The organism is Pectobacterium carotovorum (assembly GCA_016415585.1).
GTDB lineage: Bacteria > Pseudomonadota > Gammaproteobacteria > Enterobacterales > Enterobacteriaceae > Pectobacterium > Pectobacterium carotovorum_K.
The window spans coordinates 837,597-859,724 of sequence record CP066552.1 but is presented as its reverse complement, the minus strand read 5'-3'; the positions used below and the strand labels follow the sequence as shown (position 1 = coordinate 859,724).

The following is a 22,128-nucleotide window of genomic DNA, read 5'->3' as shown; positions in this document are numbered from 1 at the left end:
TCAGGTCCTCTCCGTTTTGCTCAACCACATTTCGTCCATCGCCCCGCCGCGAATCTGCATGGGGTAAACATGCTCGCTGCTGTCGATGTTGATATCAACAAACACCAGACGATCTTTCTGCGCCAGCGCTTGCAACAGCTTACTTTCCAGTTCGTCCGGCGTATCGATAGAAATCCCGACGTGACCGTACGCTTCAGCCAGCTTGACGAAATCCGGTAGCGATTCCATGTAAGAACTGGAATGGCGGCCAGAGTAGATCATGTCCTGCCACTGCTTCACCATGCCGAGGAAACGGTTGTTCAGGTTGATCACCACAACAGGCAAGTCATATTGCAGCGCCGTAGAAAGCTCCTGAATATTCATCTGAATACTGCCGTCGCCCGTTACGCAAATGACCGTTTCTTCCGGCAGCGCAAGCTTGATACCCAATGCCGCAGGCAGGCCAAAGCCCATCGTGCCCAGCCCACCGGAGTTCACCCAGCGGCGCGGTAAATCAAACGGATAATACAGCGCGGCGAACATCTGGTGCTGACCGACGTCCGATGCCACATAAGCTTTACCTTCCGTCAGTCGGTGCAGCGTTTCAATCACCGCCTGCGGTTTAATCTTGTCGCTGTCAGTGCTGTATTTCAGACAGTGGCGCCCACGCCATTGCTCGATACGCTGCCACCAGTCGCGCAGCGCATCAAACTTCTGCGGTGCGCCATCTTGTTCCAGTAGCTCCAGCATCAGGCTTAGCACCTGTTTAGCATCGCCAACGATAGGGATATCGGCATTTACCGTTTTGGAAATCGACGCGGGATCGATATCAATATGCAATACCGTCGCATTCGGACAGTACTTCGCCAAATTGTTCGTCGTACGGTCGTCGAAACGCACCCCTACGGCGAAAATCACATCGGCGTTGTGCATCGCCGTATTGGCTTCATACGTCCCGTGCATCCCCAACATGCCGAGGCATTGACGGTGCGTTCCGGGAAAACCGCCCAGCCCCATCAGAGAGGTTGTCACTGGCAGGTTAAGTTTTTCCGCCAGCATCAGCAGTTCTTCGTGGCACTCCGCGTTAATCACACCGCCACCGCTGTAAATAATCGGCTTTTCTGCTGCCAACAGGGTTTGCAGCGCGCGACGAATCTGCCCTTTGTGCCCTTGAACCGTTGGGCTATAGGAACGCATGCTGATGCTTTCGGGGTAAACGTACGGCAGCTTATTCGCCGGATTCATGATGTCTTTCGGCAGATCGACCACCACAGGCCCCGGACGTCCGGTTGATGCCAGATAAAATGCTTTTTTCAGAATTGTCGGGACATCTTCCGCTTTCTTGACCAGAAAACTGTGCTTAACGATAGGCCGGGAAATCCCCACCGTGTCGCATTCCTGAAAGGAATCGTAGCCAATCAGCGAAGTTGCAACCTGACCGGACAACACCACCATAGGAATGGAGTCCATATAGGCAGTCGCGATACCGGTAATCGCGTTGGTCGCACCGGGACCAGACGTGACCAGCACGACGCCGACCTCACCCGTCGCACGCGCATAGCCATCCGCCATATGTACCGCACCTTGCTCATGCCGCACCAAAATATGCTCGATACCGCCAACCGTATGCAGGGCGTCGTAAATATCCAGCACCGCACCGCCCGGATAACCGAACACATGTTTTACGCCCTGATCGATCAACGATCGGACCACCATTTCGGCGCCTGACAACATCTCCATGGGTCTGCCTCTTTTGTTCAGAAAGCGGAATCCGCTTCTGTATTGACCGGGGAAATCCCCGCGCTCACATTGTATTAATACTGCTAATTTTTAGTATATCCTAAATAGTTCGAGTTTCAGGAAGGCGGCAAGAGAAGGAATCCCGATGAGCTTACTCAAGTAAGTGATTCGGGTGACTAAACGCAGCCAACATACATGCAACTTGAAGTATGACGGATAGACAAGAATACGAAATATTATAGGGATTGCTAATAACCCATTAACATAACGCCAGATTATGGCGCAGACAAACGGCAAAAAACCACCGCCCTTAATCAGGCCTAGGGGAAATCGAACGTGGGGGAAAAAGGAACTGAGATAAAATACTAACTGGGAACCTTCAGACCTGAGAGATCGTCCATAAAGGCCACAAATTACAGAGTGAAATATTGAGGCCGAAAATCACATTTCTTTTCAGGAAACGCGCTTCTCGGCCTACGACAGCATCAAGACTCTGCGTACATCGCATCAATTTCCAGTTGGTAACGCTGGTTGATGATCTTTCTGCGCAGCTTGAGCGTTGGCGTCAATTCCCCTTCCGCCATCGAAAACGGCACAGGCAATAGCGTGAATTTCTTCACCTGCTCAACGCGGGAAAGCTCTTTCTGCATCTCCCGCAGACGCTGCTCGAACAGCTCAATAATATGGCTGTGGCGCAGTAGCTCCAGGCGATCGTGGTACTTCAGATTGATGGAGTGAGCGTATTCTTCCAGCGCCTCGAAACAGGGAACAATCAGCGCAGACACGTACTTACGCGTGTCCGCAATAATCGCAACCTGTTCAATGAAGCGATCCTGCCCCAGCGTGCCTTCCAGATGCTGCGGTGCGATATATTTACCGCCCGAAGTTTTCATCAGATCTTTCAATCGTTCGGTAATAAACAGGTTACCGTTGGCATCCAGTTCCCCCGCATCGCCGGTTTTCAACCAGCCATCTTCGGTAAAGGTTTCTGCGGTTTCCTGCGGACGGTGGAAATAGCCCCGCATGATGGTCGCACCACGTACCTGAATCTCTTTTTCCTCGCCAATACGGACCTCAATGCCCGGCAGCGGCGTACCAATAGAACCTAAGCGGAAGCGGCCTTCTTCCCAGCAGGAAACCGTCGCACAGGTTTCAGTCATGCCGTAGCCATAGATGATGCGAATCCCAATCGACCGGAAAAACAGAATGATGTTGTCATCCAATCGCGCGCCCGCAGCTGGCATAAAGCGAATCTCGCCCCCCAGCAGTTGGCGCAGTTTCCCTAACACCAGTCGGTCTGCATAGCGATGCATCACGCGGCGGAAAAGACCACCCTTCTTCGCGGCCTGGCTAGCCAGAAAAGCGTGTTGCCCCTGCGCAAGAGCCCAGTTAAATAGACACTGGCGATACCACGGTGCCTGCGCCACTTTTTCATGGACTGCGCTGTAAACTTTCTCATAAAAACGCGGTACGGCACACATCACGGTAGGCTTCACCGCCTGCATCGCGGCACGCACCAGATTCGTATCACTGAGATACACGTTCTGCGCGCCACGGTGTATAATGACAAAGCTCCATGCGCGCTCAAATACGTGAGAAAGCGGCAAGAAACTGAGCGATACGTCGTTTTCTGACATATCCAGACGATCGTCGTGCAGCTTTAACTGCATCGCCATGTTGGTGTAATCCAGCATGACGCCTTTCGGTTCACCAGTGGTGCCAGAGGTATAAATCAGCGTAAACAGATCGTTGAGATCGCGGCTGTCGATGCGCGTTTGCCATTCCTCACGCCAGAAATCGTCTACCGCCTGCGCTTCAAACTCGCGCAGCGATTGCACAATGTCGCTGCCGCGCAGGTTAACACCTTCATCCATCACGATGATGTTTCGCAGCTGTGGGCAGGTATCGCGCAGCGCCAGCAGCGCATCCAACTGTTCCTGACCGCCAACGAATATCGTACGGATGTCCGCATCATTGATAATGAATGCCGCCTGTGCCGCCGTATTCGTGGCATAGATTGGCACGCTAATCGCCCGCAGGTGCAGCAATGCCAGATCGGCCAGCGACCAGTTCATTGAATTATGAGAGAAAATCGCAACCCGTTCCTGAACATCCAGCCCCAGCGCTAAGAGCGCGCTGGCAATGCGCTGAATGCGCTGCCCGGCCTGTGTCCAGGTGAGCTGCTGTTCGCCCGCAGGCGTCCACTCGCGCAACGTAATACGGCCTGCGCAGTGATTGATTTGATCTTGGACCCGGTGCACCACATGGTATGGCTGTAAATGATTATTCATCTGTAAAAGAATTTCTAAGGGGGAAGAATTTGACAGCATTTCAGCGTACAGCTGTACATTATTTGGCGTGCAGTCTACCGTCATTGTTCAAAACCGCAACGATCTTTCGTTCATTCGGCGCAGGCTATCGCTGGTTTACTTGACGCATGTCACACCAATCAACAGTTGACATAACCCTGGTAATCGCGTACCAATAAAGGAACACCGAATTTCAGATGACGAGACACCATGTTCAACTTTACTGTCCTACTAGGCCTACTACTAAACGCATCCTTCTTGCGCGGTAGGTTTGTGGGCAGAGTTCAGAACTAAGTTTCTCGCCACACGATACAAAAACCCGCGCCGATGCGCGGGTTTTTTTTTACTCGCCGAGCGCTAAGTACAAGTAGACACGACAAGGAACTAAACCGATGAGCGAGCAAGTCATTATTTTTGATACCACATTACGCGATGGTGAACAGGCTTTACAGGCGAGTCTGAGTGTAAAAGAAAAGCTGCAAATTGCCTTCGCCCTGGAGCGTATGGGCGTTGATGTCATGGAAGTTGGCTTTCCTGTATCCTCTCCCGGCGACTTTGAATCCGTTCAGACGATTGCCCGCAACATCAAAAATAGTCGTGTGTGTGGCCTGACCCGCTGTGTTGAGAAAGACATCGATGTCGCCGCAGAAGCGCTGCGTGTCGCAGAAGCTTTCCGTATTCACACCTTTATCGCGACCTCACCGATGCACATCGCCACCAAGCTGCGCAGCACGCTGGATGAAGTGATCGAACGCGCCATTTACATGATCAAACGCGCGCGTAACTACACAGACGACGTTGAATTTTCCTGCGAAGATGCGGGTCGTACGCCAATCCCAGACCTGTGTCGCGTGGTTGAAGCCGCCATCAACGCCGGTGCTCGCACGATTAATATCCCAGACACCGTCGGCTACACCATGCCGCATGAGTTCGGCAATATCATCGCCTCTCTGTACCAACACGTTCCCAACATCGATAAAGCTATCATTTCTGTTCACACTCACGACGATCTGGGCTTGGCCGTCGGCAACGCCATGGCAGCGGTGCATGCAGGTGCTCGTCAGGTAGAAGGCACATTGAACGGTATCGGCGAACGTGCGGGTAACTGTTCACTGGAAGAAGTCATCATGGCGATCAAAACCCGCCATAACATCCTGAATGTGCACACCAACATCAATCATCAGGAAATCTACCGTACCAGCCAGCTGGTCAGCCAGATTTGCAATATGCCCATTCCTGCCAACAAAGCGGTTGTGGGTGCCAACGCCTTCGCCCACTCCTCTGGTATTCACCAGGATGGCGTGCTGAAGAACCGTGAAAACTACGAAATCATGACGCCGGAATCCATCGGCCTGAAAGAAGTACAGTTGAACCTGACTTCCCGTTCTGGTCGCGCGGCGGTGAAACACCGCATGGAAGAGATGGGCTATCAGGACAGCGACTACAATCTGGACGATTTGTACTCTGCCTTCCTGAAACTGGCGGATAAGAAAGGTCAGGTCTTTGATTACGATCTGGAAGCGTTGGCCTTTATCAGCCGTCAGCAGGAAGAGCCTGAGTTCTACCATCTGGATTATTTCAGCGTTCAGTCCGGCTCCAGCGTGATGGCAACCGCCTCTGTCAAACTGATCTGCGGCGAAGAAATCCAGTCAGAAGCCGCGACAGGCAATGGCCCGGTGGATGCCGTTTATCAGGCGATCAACCGCATTACGGGTTATCAAGTTTCGCTGGTTAAATACCAACTGACCGCCAAAGGTCAGGGCCGTGATGCGCTGGGTCAGGTTGATATTGTCGCGGACTATCAAGGGCGTCGTTTCCACGGCGTCGGTCTGGCAACGGATATCGTTGAATCTTCCGCGCAGGCAATGGTAAATGTATTAAACAACATCAAACGTGCTCAGCAGGTAGAAAAAGAAATTCAACGTCTGCAGCAGCACAGTAACCAACAACAAAACGATAGCAAACAACAAAACAGTCAGGAAACAGTGTGATGACAAAGAGCTACCATATCGCCGTTTTACCCGGAGACGGCATTGGCCCAGAAGTAATGGCACAGGCCCATAAAGTACTGGATGCGGTACGTCAGCGTTTTGGCATCCGCATTACCACCAGCGAATATGACGTTGGCGGCATCGCCATTGACCGTCAGGGCACGCCGCTGCCGCAGGCGACCGTCGCGGGTTGTGAGCAGGCCGATGCGATTCTGTTTGGTTCCGTTGGCGGCCCGAAATGGGAACACCTGCCACCGGCAGAGCAGCCGGAGCGCGGTGCGTTATTGCCTCTGCGTAAACACTTCAAACTGTTCAGCAACCTGCGTCCTGCTCGCCTGTATCAGGGACTGGAAGCGTTTTGCCCGCTGCGCAGTGATATCGCCGCGAAGGGCTTTGATATCCTGTGCGTCCGCGAACTGACGGGCGGCATCTACTTCGGCCAGCCAAAAGGTCGTGAAGGTAGCGGTCAGTATGAGCGCGCTTTCGATACCGAGGTCTATCACCGTTTCGAGATTGAGCGCATCGCGCACATCGCGTTTGAATCCGCTCGCAAGCGTCGCAGCATCGTGACCTCTATCGATAAAGCCAACGTGCTGCAAAGCTCGATTCTGTGGCGCGAGATAGTCAACGAAGTCGCACAGCACTATCCCGATGTGAAGCTGTCTCACCTGTATATCGATAACGCAACGATGCAGTTAATTAAGGATCCGTCTCAGTTTGACGTGATGCTGTGTTCTAACCTGTTCGGTGACATTCTGTCCGACGAGTGCGCCATGATTACCGGCTCAATGGGCATGCTGCCTTCTGCCAGCCTGAACGAGCAAGGCTTTGGCCTGTACGAACCTGCTGGCGGTTCCGCACCAGATATCGCTGGTAAAGATATTGCCAACCCGATTGCACAGATTCTGTCGCTGGCACTGCTGCTGCGCTACAGCCTGGGTGCAGACGATGCCGCAGAGGCGATCGAAAAAGCCGTTAATACCGCACTGGCTGAAGGCTATCGCACCGCCGATTTGGCAAGCACCGGCAGCGCGATCGGTACCAATGAAATGGGCGACGTGATTGCGCGTTTTGTCGCGCAAGGGGCATAACCATGGGTAAGACGTTATATCAAAAATTGTTCGAAGCGCACGTGGTTCATGAAGCGCCGAACGAAACGCCGCTGCTGTATATCGACAGACATCTGGTACACGAAGTGACTTCCCCACAGGCCTTCGACGGCCTGCGAGCGATGGGCCGTAAGGTTCGTCAACCGGGGAAAACCTTCGCGACCATGGACCACAACGTGTCCACGCAAACCAAAGACATCAACGCCAGTGGCGAGATGGCCCGCATTCAGATGCAGGAGTTAATCAAGAACTGTGCAGAATTCGGCGTTCAACTGTATGACCTGAACCACCCGTATCAGGGCATTGTTCACGTTATCGGCCCTGAACAAGGGATGACGCTGCCGGGTATGACCATCGTCTGCGGTGACTCACACACGGCAACGCACGGCGCGTTTGGCTCACTGGCTTTCGGTATCGGTACGTCGGAAGTGGAACATGTGCTGGCAACGCAAACCCTGAAACAGGGTCGCGCTAAAACCATGAAGATTGAAGTCACCGGCGATGCACCACACGGCATCACCGCGAAAGACATCGTGCTGGCGATCATCGGTAAAACCGGTAGCGCAGGCGGCACCGGTCATGTGGTTGAATTCTGCGGTACAGCTATTCGTGCGCTGAGCATGGAAGGCCGCATGACGCTGTGTAATATGGCGATTGAGATGGGTGCGAAAGCAGGTCTGGTCGCGCCGGACGAGACAACCTTCAACTACCTGAAAGGCCGCCAGTTTGCACCGAAAGATGCCAACTGGGATGCCGCTGTTGCGTACTGGAGCACGCTGAAATCCGATGATGACGCGCAGTTCGATACGATCGTCACGCTGGACGCCGCGCAGATCGCGCCGCAGGTTACCTGGGGTACTAACCCCGGTCAGGTTATCGCCGTCAATCAGGAAATCCCTAGCCCTGACTCTTTCAGCGATCCGGTAGAACGCGCCTCCGCGGCCAAAGCACTGGCCTATATGGATCTGCAACCCGGCATTAAACTGACCGACGTGAAGATCGATAAAGTCTTCATTGGTTCCTGCACCAACTCGCGCATTGAAGATTTGCGCGCAGCAGCAGAAATCGCCAAAGGGCGCAAAGTTGCCGCTGGCGTTCAGGCTATCGTCGTACCTGGCTCCGGTCCGGTAAAAACGATGGCGGAGCTGGAAGGGCTGGATAAAGTGTTCATCGAGGCGGGCTTTGAGTGGCGTTTACCGGGCTGTTCTATGTGTCTGGCGATGAATAATGACCGCCTGAACCCCGGCGAGCGTTGTGCATCAACCAGCAACCGTAACTTTGAAGGCCGTCAGGGCCGCGCGGGTCGCACCCATCTGGTCAGCCCGGCAATGGCTGCGGCAGCGGCAGTGACGGGTCGCTTTGCCGACGTCCGCGAGTTGAATTAAGAGAGAAACCGACATGGCTAAATTTACCCAACACACAGGTCTGGTGGTTCCTCTGGATGCCGCTAACGTCGATACCGACGCCATCATTCCCAAGCAGTTTCTGCAAAAGGTGACGCGTACCGGTTTCGGCCAACACCTGTTCCACGACTGGCGTTTTCTGGACGATGCGGGCCAACAACCCAACCCTGAGTTTGTGCTGAACAAGCCGCATTACAAAGGGGCGAGTATCCTGCTGGCGCGGGAAAACTTCGGCTGCGGTTCTTCCCGTGAGCACGCACCGTGGGCGCTGACCGATTACGGCTTCAAAGTCGTTATCGCCCCAAGCTTCGCTGATATTTTCTACGGCAACTCGTTTAACAACCAGCTGCTGCCGGTGAAGTTGAGCGATGAAGAAGTGGACGAGCTGTTCAAGCTGGTTGACGGGCAAGAAGGTATTACCTTCACGGTAGATCTGGAAAATCAGGTCGTTCAGGCGGGCAGCAAAAGCTATCCGTTCGAAATCGACAGCTTCCGCCGTCACTGCATGATCAACGGGTTAGACAGCATCGGCCTGACGCTGCAACACGAAGCGTCTATCACCGAGTATGAAAAGAATCAGCCAGCCTTTTTGAACTGATTAAAGTATTACGGATAGCCCGAAGCCCGCGCTTCCTTGCGGGCTTTGGGGGCTAACAAAGCTCATTGAGCGGCAGTAACGGATAGATCGTAAAGACGCTGTAAACACATCCCTGTGCGCTCGGCTTGCGCCATCCATGGCGCAAACGCTTTACTCTTCTATTCCGTTACTCCCGTTTTCGTTCGGCAAATAGGTTTGTCAACAGTCTGAGTCCGCACTTTATTGCGGGCTTTTTCTTTTGGAAGAATGACGTGGATTACAGCAACCCAGCAATGAGATAAAAAGCCAACATACTCAAGAGGACCGCAACCACTATATTTCTGATAAAGAATGAAATCACGACACTCACTATCGCGCCGAGAAAATACGGATTATCAGGAAATGCGCGAATAACGCCGTGGTCCATCAAAATAATCGGTCCGCAAATCGCAGTGAGTAAACAAGGTGCTGAATACTTTAACGCCCGATGGAGTAAAACCGGGATTTTTACCGGCACCGCGGGTTCAAGAAAGATATAGCGATTAAAAAACACGATCCCTGCCAGAACGAATATCAATAACCAGCTCATTTTTCTTCCTTAAGCACAGATGCGATGAGAACAGAGAAAAACATGCCGCCGACACCGGCAATAGCAATGGCACCTTCTACCTTGAAATAGCTCAATAGCATCGACAGCAGCAGAGAAAACAGGACGCCAGAGAAGGTGCTGATCTTCTTTATCATCGGTACAACGATGGTGATAAACGTGGCAACGATAGAGTAATCAAGGTGATACTTATCCAAATCGGGCACAGATGACGCCATGACCACGCCAAGAATACTGAAAATATTCCAGAAAATATAAAAGGTGAAACCCGCACCGATTAAATAGCTGGTGCTAACGTTGTTCTTCCTGTCTTTCTTTTCACTAAGTGCAAAAAGCTCATCCGATAATAAAAACCCGATAGGAAGCCGTTTTCTTAATTTCAACGTTGAAACATATTCACGCAGCGTCAGGCCATATATCAGGTGCTGTGCGGTGATAAAAAAAACGGAAATTAATAGCGTCGCAACATTCGCCCCAGACATAAGCAACCCAAGCGACACGAGTTGCGCCGCTCCCGCGAAAATAATCGCGGACATCCCGATACTTTGCCCAACGGATAATCCCGATTGAATAGCCATAGAACCGGCCAGAATGCCCCAGGGCACCACGGACAAACAGAGCGGAAGCATTTCAACCACGCCGGTCATAAAATGCTTCCACGGACTCACGGTGTATTTTGATTCAGACGATGAACGGGCTACGGTGTTTTCCATATAACATTGCACTACCATAAATAAATCGATAGCGGAAAACTAACAAACCGTTTTTTAAGAGTATTGGATAAAGTTGCTTACCTCGGAATAGAGGGAAAGCCTATTAATACCCTAAATAATTCGAGTTTCAGGAAGGCGGCAAGGAAAGGAATCCCGATGAGCTTACTCAGGTAAGTGATTCGGGTGACAAATCTGCCGGGAGCAGATTTGAACGCTGCTTGCAGCGGCCCTTCAGGGCGAGGCCCACGACGAGCCGAGTATTTAAGCGCAGCCAACGCACATGCAACTTGAAGTATGACGGGCTATGCGTTGCCTTTAGCAAACTCGCCAGGCGTCAGCCCCAACGAGTTTTTGAAATGGCGATGGAAGTGGCTCTGGTCGGTAAAACCACACGACACGGAAACATCAAGGATAGCATCGCCTTTGCGCAATAATTCCTTAGCCTTGTGCAGGCGAGCCTGAATCAAGTAGGCGTGAGGCGTAATCCCCACCACCGCTTTAAACTGTCGCAAGAAGTGCCACACACTGAGTTCAGCCAGCGCGGCTAATTCAACGAGAGCCAGTTCTCTCTCAGGATAGCTGTCCATAAACGCTTTAACATTCAGTATATTTTGGGTCGCAACGGGCAGTATCTGTGGCGTCAGGCGCGTCTTGCTATAGCGCATCGTCAGCCAGGTTAATGACGACAACAGCAGCGTTTCTTTCAAGAGCATATTGCCCGGCTGAGCGAGCATATTGAACGTCATGAGCAACTGATCTGCCAGTCCTGGATCGTGAACAACAGCGTCGGGAAACCACGGAATGGAATCCTTCGAGCGTTGAAGATCCTGATTAATCGAACGAAAAAGATCGGGATGTGGATAAATGGCGCGATAGGCCCAGCCTGTTTCTACCTCGGAACTCCCCGTGTGTACATCGTCAGCATTCACCAGAATAATGTCACCTTTGGGGGCGACATGCTCTGCACCGGAACGATAAAAACGCTGAGCCCCCTGCTCAATCACGCTGATACAATACGTATCATGCACATGGCGAGGAAAGCGCTGCTGATAGTACTGCGCCTGCAACATATCCAGACCACCTAATGCTTCCAGATGCCTGAAATGTGTCTGCTCTTGCACTACCGGCTTTTTCTGCACGCGTTAACCCTCTTATCATTTGTACAAAATTGCTCTGGCGGAAACGACATCTGCATACTTCTTTATAGATAGCCAGAAACAGCGTACCTGTTCACTGATTCTATCAGAAGCGGATTCACATCCCCATGCTGGAAAAAACTGCAAAAAAAGCCAGCGACAAAGCCGCTGGCCATTAATGATACATTCTTGTCTTTTTACGGCTCTTGGCTTTTTACCAACCGGGTCACATCAGATGAAACCGGGAAACGCCAAGATTCAATCGCTCGGCCTGCTGCTCCAGCGAGGCGGCAGACGAGGAAGCCTCCAGCACCAGCGTTGCGTTTTGTTGCGTGACCCGATCCATTTCTGATATCGCTAACGACACCTGATTGATACCGCTGCTCTGTTCATCAGACGCCAGCGCAATCTCATTCATGATGCGGGTGACGTTATTAATTTCAGCCACAATCTCGGCCATCGCTTTACCCGCTTCGGATGCCAGCGTCGTTCCCTCTGTCACTCTGGCTTCGGATTCTTTAATCAGTGCTGCAATTTCCGTTGCGGCGTTAGCCGAGCGCTGTGCCAGATTACGCACTTCTCCTGCAACTACCGCGAAGCCTTTGCCCTGCTCGCCCGCTCTCGCTGCTTCAACCGCCGCATTCAACGCCAGAATATTGGTCTGAAATGCAATCCCGTTAATGAGCGCGATAATCTCAGAAATCTTATCTGAACTCTTGGCGATATCCGCCATAGACCCCACAACCTGTTCAACAATGCTGCCACCGTTCACCGCTTTGGTTGAGGTCTCCGTCGCCACAACGCTTGCATGATGCGCATTATCGGTATTCTGCTTCACCGCAGCCGTAAGTTGCTCCATGCTGGCCGCCGTTTCCGCCAACGCCGCAGCCTGCTGTTCAGTTCGTGCAGACAAATCCGTATTACCGACGGCAATTTTCGTCGAACTGCTGTGAATCGACTCTGCGCTGTCGCGTACCGAGCCAACCGTTTCGGAGAGCGAGTCCTGCATTTGCTGGATGTTTTTCCCCAAAATACCGATTTCATTCCGCCCGACATCTACACTCGCGCTCGTTAAATCTCCGTGCGCGATTGCCTGTATGCGCGACACCCAATACTGCACTGGGTTAATAATGACTCGACGAATTAATAAGAACGTCATGCCCGTTAATACGATCGCCAGAATAAAGGCACCTATCATGAGCGTATAGCCCAGAGTGGAATGCCTTTCAGCCGTCACATTAATATTTTTTGCCATCTCAACCCGATAAAGATAGGACGCCTTCAACGGCACATCATATTCATCATCCAATTTAGACAGGGTCGTCGACTCAAACGCATTGAGTTCTTCCACATTGCCCTTCTTCGCTATGTCAAACATAGGTTTAATACCGCGTTCAACATAATCGCCATAGCGCGCTTTTAATTCGTTATCGCGGGCGAGTTCAACATCAGCGCGAACCGACCTATTTTGATAGCCATTAAACATTTGCTGAGACAGCGACAGGCGTTCTTCAGCCGCTTTCATACTCGCATTGTAGTTATCAGTAAGACCATTACGTAAGTGATTCACAGCATGTAGCAAATTCATACGCGCCGCACGCATATGATTAGCACTATCAACAAGTTCCATTCGAACATTCAATTCCAGCGTCGAACTATTTAACGACTGTTCAGCCTGCTTAAGAAAATAGGACGATGTGGAAACCGCCAAGGCAAAAAGTAGTAAAACACCAGAAAAAACAACGACAAAAAGGGGTGTCAGTTTGATGTTGTGCACGCCGGGTGCAGCATGCCAAGGTTCTGGTTTTTCGTAAATCGCTATTGACTGATAAGGAACATCGCTCATTTTTACATCCGTCGAGTTATTCAAAAAATTGCTGTGAAGTAAATTGCTGGTAAACAAGAAAAAATAAAACGCCGCTACATGTTACATAATATTTAAAGGTTGTAACAATGTGCGTTAAACACAAGATAAAAAACAGTGGACTATAAAAAATAATTTTATTCATAGGACCGCCATCACAAAAAACCGCCTATAATTTCAACTAAAATAGTTTCCCCAAAAAACAATTTAGAATGAAAATCATTACACTAAATTAGTGAATTATTTTAGTCATTATTCTTACATTAATATTAATTATAAGAGAAAAAACAGATTAACGGAGTTATTCTTTTTTATTGAAAATAAATACGCTTTAACATTCAACATTACTGATTGATTTATTACTTCGTCATTCGGAATATAAAAAAATCACGCTACGACACGCCCGGATTAACATTCACCTATGCCCTCGAGCTTCGGCACTTTGTCGCCCGTCTAAAATCGGTGGAGTAACCCGCCGTAAGCATGCCCGGTGTCTTTCTCTGCGGGCATGCTTCCTCTCCAGTCTTCTTCTTTAATTTGCTTTTGCGAAGCCGCGCGCAGGCCGCTCACGCCGTTTAAATGTCAGCTAAATAAGTAGGTATATTTCATTCTCGATCAACACCATCGTTGACAACCGTCAACACATGAATTTACCATGACCCTATATCGCGATGAAAAAACACCCAAACAAGCATGTTCAGGCAGCCATTGAATACGCATTAGCGCAGGGCTGGCGTTTTTATCCCAGCAACGGGCATGCATTTGGCAGACTTATCTGCGGCACGCCGGATCACAGTACCCATATGATGAGTATTTGGTCCACGTCATCAGTCCCGGAAAATCACGCAAAGCAAATCCGCCGCAACGTCGATAGCTGTCAGGCAATACTAAAACAATAGAAGACACACACAGCTTACCGAGGTAATTTATGACAACGTATCACTTTTCTCTCACGCTATCGGGCGTTTCCGCAGACACAGCAGGGCTGGAAGATGCGCTTTTTACCAGCGGCTGCGACGATGCCTTGATCTGCTTCTATGGCAGTGCCGTCTATCTCGAATTTGATCGAGAAAGCCCGCGTTTTTCTACCGCAGTCATTAGCGCTATTCATGATATTGAATCCGCGAGCATCAAAGCCAAAGTCCACTCCGTCGATGCAGCCTGGGTTGGGATCAGTGACATCGCGGCCTTGTCCGCGCTGTCTCGTCAGGCGATTGCGCTTCTCAAAGACGGAAAACGTGGTGCAGGTGATTTCCCCTCTCCGGTCCAGCGCTTACGCGGTACATCACCGCTGTGGGAATGGAGCGATGTTGCCGATTGGCTGGCCAAACAAAAAAAAATACCACAAGAATTAGCCGACAATGCTCAGGAACTTGCCACGATTAATCTGGCCTTGCAGATACGCAATACCCGTCAGCAGGACGAATTAGCACGTTATTGCACATTGCTAAGTGAAGGTATGCCATTACGTGAACAAATCATTACGTGAACACTGCCGCTAATATCTCCTTACCATGCAAATCGTCCGCGGCAGCCAAAAAGAGATACAGGTAAACACCATAAAAAAAACCAGCGAAAAAACTCGCTGGCTGGTGAAACGTCACCATTACTCAGAATTCTTTTTCTCACACCATCTAGAGCCAATGACGATATTCGTCGTCGGACATGTCTTTCAGGTGCCACTGCGTCGCCTGTTGCAGTAATGCAACGCGCTGTTGGGTAGACATCCATCGTAACCACTTCGCTTGACAGGTCGATAAGTAGGTTCGATAGAACTGGGACAAACGGGAAATTACCATAAGCCACCCCCTCTCTTTCCTTGTTGGAAAGTATCGACGTAATATAGGGAAAGATAAATTGATGACTTTAGTGCAAGGAGTTCCTCTTTTATGTCTTCTCCTCGATTGCAGCAACAGTTCATCCGCCTGTGGCAACATTTTCAGGGACAAACTACCGACACCACGCTGCAAGAGCTGGCTGGTGTATTGAATTGCTCACGCCGCCATATCCGTTCGCTGCTGAACACGATGCAGCAAGAAGGCTGGCTTGTTTGGCAAGCCGAAGCCGGAAGAGGAAAACGCTCGCAGCTCTCCTTTGTGTGTACCGGATTGGCGCTACAGCAACAACGTGCCGAAGATTTGCTGGAACAGGATCGCATTGAACAACTGGTTCAGTTGATGGGTGACAAGGAGGCGGTGCGCCAGATGCTACTTGCCCACCTTGGGCGGAGTTTCCGGCAGGGGAAACATATTCTGCGCATCCTCTATTACCGTCCTTTACGCAATTTACTGCCCGGCTCTGCGCTACGGCGTTCAGAGATGCACATTGCCCGGCAAATTTTCAGCGGACTCACCAATATAAATGAGGAAAATGGGGAAATTGAACCCGACCTGGCTCATCACTGGCAGATGATCTCTCCCCTGCATTGGCGCTTCTATCTGCGCCCGGCCATCCGCTTTCATCATGGGCGCGAGCTCACAATGGATGACATCACCACGTCACTCTCTCGTCTTATTCCGCTTCCACTCTTTTCTCATATTGAAGCCGTAACGTCGCCGATGCCATTCGTGATCGATATCCAGCTAAACAGCCCGGATAAATGGCTGCCGTGGCTATTAGGCAGCGTGCACGCCATGATTTTGCCGCAAGAGTGGAAAACGCTACCGGATTTTGCCCAACACCCGATTGGCACCGGCCCTTACGCCGTCGTGCGTAATAACAGCAATCAACTGAAGATCCGCGCCTTCGATGATTATTTTGGCTATCGGGCGTTGATTGATGAGGTCAATATCTGGGTCCTGCCGGACGAACCGGAGGAAATGCCGGTGTCCATCCAACTCCAGTCTGACAATTCTCGTCACGAACAGTTGGAAAGTCGGATGGAAGAAGGCGGCTATTTCCTGCTGTTCGACAAGCGTTCGCCGTTAGCATCACAACCGGAAGCGCAGCAGTGGCTCAGGCAGGTATTTAACCCGATTTCGCTACTCAACCACGCCAATACCAGCAACCAGCGTGACTGGTCACCGGCCTACAGCCTACTGCCGCGCTGGCACCATCACCATCCCGATGTGCCGCAATCCCTTCCAAAAGGGCTGACTGAAGTCACACTCACGTTCTATCAGGCACACCCTGAATACCGAATATTAAGCGAGATTATGCGTACGCTACTGGCGCAGCACGGCGTCACGTTGCATATCCAGACGGTCAGCTATGAAGACTGGTATCAAGGCAACGCCGAGAGCGATATCTGGTTTAGCAGCGTGAATTGTTATTTACCGCTCGAGTTCTCCCTGTTTGCGATGCTCTACGAACTCCCGCTGGTGCAGCACTGTCTGGATGACGATCTACATGCGGACGCGCAGCAGTGGCGTAATCACTCGCTGCCGATGGCGGAATGGTGTGAAAAACTGATCGATAGCGGCCAACTGTATCCGCTGTTGCATCACTGGCTGCAACTTCAAGGGCAGCGCAGTATGCGCGGCGTCAGGATGAATATGCTGGGCTGGTTTGATTTTAAATCCGCCTGGTTTGCGCCGCCGGAACGCTGAGAGCCTTTCACTGCCCGACTTAACCCTTTACAATGTGCCGTTCTCAACGGGGTGCGGAAAATTTTTCGCTGAGAAGATACCCGTCGAACCTGATCCGGTTAATACCGGCGAAGGGATTTGAGAGTGCGGCTTATTGCTGCCTCAAAGTCCTTTGCCACCCTATGATTCTCAGGAGTGCAAAGTGTTAAATCAATTACTACACCGTTCAGCCACCGCGCTGAAAATCAGCCTGCCTTGCCTGTTACTGCTCTCTGCTTCGGCTTTCGCCAAGCCTGCGCTTACCGTTTATACCTATGATTCATTCGCTTCCGAATGGGGTCCGGGCCCTGTCATCAAGACCGCATTTGAAAAAGAGTGTGAGTGCGAACTGAATTTTGTCGCACTGGAAGACGGTGCCTCGCTGCTAAACCGTCTGCGTATGGAAGGCAAAAACAGCAAAGCGGACATCATTCTGGGGCTGGACAACAATCTATTGCAGGCAGCAGAGCAAACCGGCCTGTTTGCGCCACACGGTCAGGACACCCGTGCCGTCACGGTGCCAGGCGGCTGGAGCAATAAGACGTTCGTTCCTTACGACTACGGCTACTTTGCGTTTGTGTATAACAAAGACACGCTGAAAAACCCGCCGAAAAGCCTGCATGAGCTGGTGGACAGCAATGCACCGTGGAAAGTGATCTATCAGGATCCGCGCACCAGCACGCCGGGACTGGGCTTACTGCTGTGGATGCAGAAAGTGTACGGCAACGATGCGCCACAAGCCTGGCAGAAGCTGGCGAAGAAAACCGTTACCGTAACCAAAGGCTGGAGTGAAGCCTACGGTCTGTTCCTGAAAGGGGAAGCGGATCTGGTGCTGAGCTACACCACGTCACCGGCCTATCACATCATTGAAGAAAAGAAAGACAACTACGCGGCGGCCACCTTTAGCGAAGGGCACTATCTGCAAATTGAAATCGCCGGGCAGTTGGCTTCCAGCAAAAATCCCGAACTGGCAAAACGCTTTATGCAGTTCATCCTGAGCCCAGCCTTCCAGCAGGCTATCCCTACCACAAACTGGATGTATCCAGCGGTTAAAACCGACCTGCCAGCAGGCTTCGCTGCGCTCGCGGTTCCTGAGAAAGCCATGCAGTTCAGCGCACAGGAAGTTGCCGACCAAAGGACGCAGTGGATTCAGGCATGGCAACGCGCCGTCAGCCACTGATCGGCGGACGTCTGTGGCCGGGGCTACTGGCCACAACGCTGTTAATTTCCGTTGCCGTCCTGGCTTTCGGCGCGCTATGGCTACAGGCGCCCGAAAGCCAGTGGCGTACGCTATGGCATGACAGCTATCTCTGGCATGTCATTCGGTTTACCTTCTGGCAGGCCTTTCTCTCTGCGCTGTTTTCTACCGTTCCGGCGATCTTCCTTGCCAGAGCGCTGTATCGACGGCGCTTTCCCGGCCATCGCTGGCTGCTACGCCTGTGCGCAATGACGCTGGTGCTGCCGGTGCTGGTCGCTGTTTTTGGCCTGCTCAGCGTTTATGGTCGGCAAGGCTGGCTGGCCTCTGCGCTGGGCTGGTTTGACCTGAAATACACGTTTTCGCCCTATGGGTTGCAGGGCATCCTGCTGGCGCACGTCTTCTTCAACCTGCCGCTGGCGACCCGATTGCTGTTGCAGTCGTTAGAAGGCATCGCTACCGAGCAGCGTCAGTTGGCCGCCAATTTGGGTATGAACAGTTGGCAGCATTTCCGCCTGCTGGAATGGCCCGCTCTGCGCCGACAGATTTTACCCACTGGCGCACTGATTTTTATGCTCTGCTTCGCCAGCTTTGCCACAGTGCTGTCGCTGGGCGGCGGCCCGCAGGCAACCACGATCGAGCTGGCTATTTATCAGGCATTAAGCTTTGATTACGATCCGGGGCGCGCGGCGCTGCTGGCGTTAATTCAAATGGTTTGCTGTCTTGGTTTGGTGCTGCTGAGCCAGCGACTGGGGCGCATTCTACCCGTCGGCAGCACACAACAGCTTGCCTGGCGCAATCCTCAGGATAGCGCCTTAAGCCGCCTCACCGATGGCCTGCTGATTGGTGCGCTGTTGCTGCTGGTCATCCCACCTTTACTGGCCGTGGTGGTGGATGGCGTAAACCGATCGCTGGTTACCGTGCTGCAACAGCCTGTACTCTGGCAAACGCTGTTTACCTCGCTGCGCATTGCCTTAGGCGCGGGACTCCTGTGTCTGGTGCTAACCATGATGCTGCTCTGGAGCAGCCGCGAGCTAAAATTACGCCAGAAACCACTCTACGGGCAGTTAATGAACCTGAGCGGTATGCTCATCCTCGCCATGCCGGGCATTGTGCTGGCAACCGGCTTTTTCCTGCTGCTGAACAACAGTATCGGGCTACCGCAATCTCCTTACGCACTGGTGGTGTTCACCAACGCGCTGATGGCAATTCCCTACGCGATAAAAGTGCTGGAAAACCCGATGCTGGACGTTGCCGAACGCTACAACCGACTCTGCACGTCACTGGATATTCGCGGCTGGCAGCGGCTGAGACTGATCGAACTCGCCGCGCTAAAACAGCCGCTGGCGCAGGCATTGGCTTTTGCCTGCGTGCTGTCGATTGGTGATTTCGGCGTCATTGCGCTGTTTGGTAATGAGCAGTTCCGCACGTTGCCGTTCTATCTGTACCAGCAAATTGGTTCCTATCGCAGCGCCGACGGCGCAGTCACGGCGCTACTCTTAATGCTGCTGTGCTTTATGTTATTTACCCTGATTGAGAAACTGGCAGGCCGTCATGATCGCGCTTGAGAAATTGACCTACTTCTATCAACACTTGCCCATGCGCTTTGATTTTCACGTCAGGCCGGGCGAGCGCATCGCTATCCTCGGCCCCAGCGGCGCAGGGAAAAGTACGCTGCTGAATCTGGTTGCGGGCTTCCTGATGGCAGACAGCGGGGAATTACGGCTTAACGGAGAATCTCACCGCGAGGCGCCTCCCGCTAAACGACCAGTTTCGATTCTGTTTCAGGAAAATAACCTGTTTCCTCATCTGACAATTGGGCAAAACATCGCGCTGGGGCTACACCCCGGCCTGCGGCTTAGTGCAGAACAGCGCGAGACGTTACGGCAGATTGCCGATCGGGTCGGTCTGGCCGATCTTCTGGATCGTCTACCCTCGCAGGTTTCTGGCGGACAGCGCCAGCGCGCGGCATTGGCACGCTGTCTGGTGCGTCATCAGCCGATTCTGCTATTGGATGAACCGTTCTCGGCACTCGATCCCGCGCTGCGTCAGGAGATGCTCGATCTAGTTGAAAGCGTGTGTGAGGAGCGTCAATTCACGCTGTTGATGGTGTCCCACAATTTGGATGATGCCATGCGGATCGCAAAACGTACGGTGCTGATCGTGGACGGGCAGATTTATTATGATGGGCCGACTCAGGCGCTACAGGATGGCAGCGCCGAAGCGGCCGCCATCCTGGGAATTTCACGTCCGCCTTCGGATTGAAGAATTAAGGCAAAGCCTGATAGCGCAAGTTGCTGAACGTGACGTCACCCTCGCCTGAAGCATACAGTGCAGGCCGCAGACTGAGGAAATCATACGCGACGTTGTGATGGTAGCCGGACACTTCCATCTGCACCGGATATTTCTTCCACGGTTCCTGATCTGAGGTGCGGGTGTAGAACGTCACAATGTGGCGATCGTTTTTCATCAGAATCTGCACCTCGTTACCCGTAATATGCGGCAGTTTCTTCTCCGCCCTTTCCAGCCCGTAGCGGTGCATTACGGTGCCGTCCTGATTAAACGACAGCCCGACGTATAGCTTCGCGTTATAGAACAGCAGCAACCCTGCCTGTGCGCCGGGGGCAAAATTCGCCGTGACTTCAATCTGGTAAGCCTGATCGCCAGGAATCATCGTGAGCGGCGCGCTGTCCTTCGGCGACGTGCCTTTTGCCTTCAGGTGCAGCTTGCCCTCACTGAGCGTGACCCGTTTCAATTCCTCCGCATTGGCGCGGTAGAAATGCCAGCGAGCCGGAAATTTCTCGTCGGTAAAGCTATCAGACCAGCCGATGCCGTGAGGCACCGCCTCGCCGCCTTCCGGCTTGCGAATCGGTTTGCCGGTATCGAATCCAGCGGATGTAAACCAGCCATCATCACCCCAGACGATCGGCTCCAGCATTGCCTGCCGCCCCAGTGTCATAAAGCCGTTTTCATAACCGTGATACACCATGTACCAGCTTTTATCCGGCCCTTCGATCAGCGTCGCATGGCCGCGCGACCACCATTTATCTGAACGATCCTGCGTGCGGATAATCGGGTTATGCGGCGAATTATCCCACGGCCCATTGATCGATTTCGATCGGGCGGCAATCACCATGTGTCCGGTCGGAGGCCCAGCCGTTCCACCTTCCGCCAGCACCATGTAGAAGTAGTCACCGTGGCGCAGCATCTTCGGCCCTTCCTGCGAGAAGCTTTCCACATCCCACTCTTCCGGGTACTGCCATCCCTGATAGACCACCGCCATTTCACCGACCGTCGATAGCCCGTCGTCCGTTAATTGCACGCGGTTGCCGCCAGACATAAAGATGTAACGCTTACCGTCCTCCCCTACTACATGGCCGGGATCGCTGGCCGGATTTTTCAAGCCGGTATCTTTCGGTGGCGTCCACGGGCCATGAATGTCATCAGCGGTAATCACATACAGCGTTTTCTTTTTCGTCCCTTTGGCGTCGATGATCCGGTTCGTGGTGAAGTAGATATAGTATTTGTCGTTGTGCTTCACCAAATCCGGCGCCCAGATGGCATCAACGGGTGTCGTTATCGCCGGGCCAAGCGGTTCCCAGTTCACTAAATCACGCGAGTGCCAAATCAGCAGTCCGGGAATGTCGTCAAATGACGAGAACGTCATGTAATAGTCATCCCCATCCTTGATAATCGTGGGGTCAGGATGATCGCCCGCAATAATCGGATTGAGATAACAGCCATTGCCCAAATCCGCCTGCCGCTGCTGTTCAATACCCCGCATCCATTCATTGGCAGGGCCAGCCTGACAGGCTATCGCCTGACCAATACCCACTGCCATCAATAAGATACCGCTCAATACGCCTTTCCCTACCACTCGGGACACGCCCATTTGTCACCACCCACTATCCCAATGATTATTTTATAATTTATAACATT

At 52.2% G+C, this 22,128-nt stretch carries 18 protein-coding genes and 1 riboswitch; of the genes, 10 read left to right on the top strand and 8 right to left on the bottom strand.

Annotated elements, in window-relative coordinates:
• Positions 1 to 1,719 (bottom strand): acetolactate synthase 3 large subunit, encoded by a 1,719-nt coding sequence (gene ilvI, locus JFY74_03775; GenBank protein QQG29192.1) that lies wholly within the window; start codon positions 1,717 to 1,719, stop codon positions 1 to 3.
• 485 nt (positions 1,720 to 2,204) lie between these two features.
• Positions 2,205 to 4,010, bottom strand: a complete 1,806-nt coding sequence (locus JFY74_03770; GenBank protein ID QQG29191.1) for a long-chain fatty acid--CoA ligase — start codon at positions 4,008 to 4,010, stop codon at positions 2,205 to 2,207.
• Positions 4,011 to 4,420: 410 nt separating this feature from the next.
• Between JFY74_03770 and leuA the strand changes: the two genes are divergently transcribed.
• From leuA to leuD, 4 genes are read left to right on the top strand one after another with little or no spacing between them, the layout of a single operon-like run.
• Positions 4,421 to 6,019: a 2-isopropylmalate synthase gene (gene leuA / locus JFY74_03765; GenBank protein ID QQG29190.1), complete on the top strand. Its 1,599-nt coding sequence runs from the start codon at positions 4,421 to 4,423 to the stop codon at positions 6,017 to 6,019.
• Positions 6,019 to 7,110, top strand: a complete 1,092-nt coding sequence (gene leuB / locus JFY74_03760; GenBank protein ID QQG29189.1) for a 3-isopropylmalate dehydrogenase — start codon at positions 6,019 to 6,021, stop codon at positions 7,108 to 7,110. The genes leuA and leuB overlap by 1 nt, the downstream gene beginning before the upstream one ends.
• A gap of 2 nt (positions 7,111 to 7,112) precedes the next feature.
• Entirely contained in the window at positions 7,113 to 8,513 is a 1,401-nt protein-coding gene (gene leuC / locus JFY74_03755; protein QQG29188.1) for a 3-isopropylmalate dehydratase large subunit, read from the top strand.
• Positions 8,514 to 8,526: 13 nt separating this feature from the next.
• A complete protein-coding gene (leuD, locus tag JFY74_03750) occupies positions 8,527 to 9,129 on the top strand; it encodes a 3-isopropylmalate dehydratase small subunit (protein QQG29187.1) in 603 nt (200 codons plus the stop codon).
• A gap of 256 nt (positions 9,130 to 9,385) precedes the next feature.
• Here leuD and JFY74_03745 read toward each other — a convergent pair whose 3' ends face one another.
• The 4 genes from JFY74_03745 to JFY74_03730 all read right to left on the bottom strand — a co-directional run bounded on the left by JFY74_03745 (position 9,386) and on the right by JFY74_03730 (position 13,410).
• Positions 9,386 to 9,697 (bottom strand): AzlD domain-containing protein, encoded by a 312-nt coding sequence (locus JFY74_03745; protein QQG29186.1) that lies wholly within the window; start codon positions 9,695 to 9,697, stop codon positions 9,386 to 9,388.
• Positions 9,694 to 10,428 (bottom strand): AzlC family ABC transporter permease, encoded by a 735-nt coding sequence (locus JFY74_03740; protein ID QQG29185.1) that lies wholly within the window; start codon positions 10,426 to 10,428, stop codon positions 9,694 to 9,696. Before JFY74_03740 ends, JFY74_03745 begins: the two co-directional genes overlap by 4 nt.
• Positions 10,429 to 10,730: 302 nt before the next feature.
• Entirely contained in the window at positions 10,731 to 11,567 is an 837-nt protein-coding gene (locus JFY74_03735; GenBank protein QQG29184.1) for an AraC family transcriptional regulator, read from the bottom strand.
• A 223-nt stretch (positions 11,568 to 11,790) separates the two neighbouring features.
• Entirely contained in the window at positions 11,791 to 13,410 is a 1,620-nt protein-coding gene (locus tag JFY74_03730) for a Tar ligand binding domain-containing protein (protein ID QQG29183.1), read from the bottom strand.
• A gap of 689 nt (positions 13,411 to 14,099) precedes the next feature.
• Here JFY74_03730 and JFY74_03725 point away from each other — a divergent pair.
• A complete protein-coding gene (locus tag JFY74_03725; protein ID QQG29182.1) occupies positions 14,100 to 14,327 on the top strand; it encodes a hypothetical protein in 228 nt (75 codons plus the stop codon).
• 29 nt (positions 14,328 to 14,356) lie between these two features.
• Positions 14,357 to 14,917: a hypothetical protein gene (locus tag JFY74_03720; GenBank protein QQG29181.1), complete on the top strand. Its 561-nt coding sequence runs from the start codon at positions 14,357 to 14,359 to the stop codon at positions 14,915 to 14,917.
• Between the two features lie 145 nt (positions 14,918 to 15,062).
• Here the strand turns inward: JFY74_03720 and JFY74_03715 are convergent, their stop codons facing one another.
• Complete coding sequence (locus tag JFY74_03715; GenBank protein QQG29180.1) at positions 15,063 to 15,227, bottom strand: glucose uptake inhibitor SgrT; 165 nt, start codon at positions 15,225 to 15,227, stop codon at positions 15,063 to 15,065.
• A gap of 90 nt (positions 15,228 to 15,317) precedes the next feature.
• Here JFY74_03715 and sgrR point away from each other — a divergent pair, with 90 nt between their 5' ends.
• The 4 genes from sgrR (at position 15,318) to thiQ (ending at position 20,454) form a co-directional block, all read left to right on the top strand.
• Complete coding sequence (sgrR, locus tag JFY74_03710) at positions 15,318 to 16,976, top strand: HTH-type transcriptional regulator SgrR (protein QQG29179.1); 1,659 nt, start codon at positions 15,318 to 15,320, stop codon at positions 16,974 to 16,976.
• Positions 16,977 to 17,013: 37 nt separating this feature from the next.
• A riboswitch (TPP riboswitch) is annotated at positions 17,014 to 17,110 on the top strand.
• A gap of 83 nt (positions 17,111 to 17,193) precedes the next feature.
• Entirely contained in the window at positions 17,194 to 18,174 is a 981-nt protein-coding gene (locus JFY74_03705; protein QQG30441.1) for a thiamine ABC transporter substrate binding subunit, read from the top strand.
• A complete protein-coding gene (gene thiP / locus JFY74_03700; GenBank protein QQG29178.1) occupies positions 18,150 to 19,757 on the top strand; it encodes a thiamine/thiamine pyrophosphate ABC transporter permease ThiP in 1,608 nt (535 codons plus the stop codon). The genes JFY74_03705 and thiP overlap by 25 nt, the downstream gene beginning before the upstream one ends.
• Positions 19,744 to 20,454 (top strand): thiamine ABC transporter ATP-binding protein ThiQ, encoded by a 711-nt coding sequence (gene thiQ, locus JFY74_03695; protein ID QQG29177.1) that lies wholly within the window; start codon positions 19,744 to 19,746, stop codon positions 20,452 to 20,454. Before thiP ends, thiQ begins: the two co-directional genes overlap by 14 nt.
• Before the next feature lie 4 nt (positions 20,455 to 20,458).
• Here thiQ and JFY74_03690 read toward each other — a convergent pair whose 3' ends face one another.
• The gene (locus JFY74_03690; GenBank protein ID QQG29176.1) at positions 20,459 to 22,081 is read right to left on the bottom strand and encodes a family 43 glycosylhydrolase; all 1,623 of its coding nucleotides are present in this window, start codon (positions 22,079 to 22,081) and stop codon (positions 20,459 to 20,461) included.
• Positions 22,082 to 22,128: the final 47 nt, after the last annotated feature.

Coding starts and splice junctions, on each gene's coding strand:
- thiQ (QQG29177.1), top strand. CDS start 19,744: ATGATCGCGCTTGAGAAATTGACCTACTTCTATCAACACTTGCCCATG.
- JFY74_03715 (QQG29180.1), bottom strand. CDS start 15,227: ATGGTAATTTCCCGTTTGTCCCAGTTCTATCGAACCTACTTATCGACC.
- sgrR (QQG29179.1), top strand. CDS start 15,318: ATGTCTTCTCCTCGATTGCAGCAACAGTTCATCCGCCTGTGGCAACAT.
- JFY74_03690 (QQG29176.1), bottom strand. CDS start 22,081: ATGGGCGTGTCCCGAGTGGTAGGGAAAGGCGTATTGAGCGGTATCTTA.
- ilvI (QQG29192.1), bottom strand. CDS start 1,719: ATGGAGATGTTGTCAGGCGCCGAAATGGTGGTCCGATCGTTGATCGAT.
- JFY74_03730 (QQG29183.1), bottom strand. CDS start 13,410: ATGAGCGATGTTCCTTATCAGTCAATAGCGATTTACGAAAAACCAGAA.
- JFY74_03770 (QQG29191.1), bottom strand. CDS start 4,010: ATGAATAATCATTTACAGCCATACCATGTGGTGCACCGGGTCCAAGAT.
- leuB (QQG29189.1), top strand. CDS start 6,019: ATGACAAAGAGCTACCATATCGCCGTTTTACCCGGAGACGGCATTGGC.
- JFY74_03725 (QQG29182.1), top strand. CDS start 14,100: ATGAAAAAACACCCAAACAAGCATGTTCAGGCAGCCATTGAATACGCA.
- JFY74_03740 (QQG29185.1), bottom strand. CDS start 10,428: ATGGAAAACACCGTAGCCCGTTCATCGTCTGAATCAAAATACACCGTG.
- JFY74_03745 (QQG29186.1), bottom strand. CDS start 9,697: ATGAGCTGGTTATTGATATTCGTTCTGGCAGGGATCGTGTTTTTTAAT.
- leuD (QQG29187.1), top strand. CDS start 8,527: ATGGCTAAATTTACCCAACACACAGGTCTGGTGGTTCCTCTGGATGCC.
- leuC (QQG29188.1), top strand. CDS start 7,113: ATGGGTAAGACGTTATATCAAAAATTGTTCGAAGCGCACGTGGTTCAT.
- leuA (QQG29190.1), top strand. CDS start 4,421: ATGAGCGAGCAAGTCATTATTTTTGATACCACATTACGCGATGGTGAA.
- JFY74_03720 (QQG29181.1), top strand. CDS start 14,357: ATGACAACGTATCACTTTTCTCTCACGCTATCGGGCGTTTCCGCAGAC.
- thiP (QQG29178.1), top strand. CDS start 18,150: ATGGCAACGCGCCGTCAGCCACTGATCGGCGGACGTCTGTGGCCGGGG.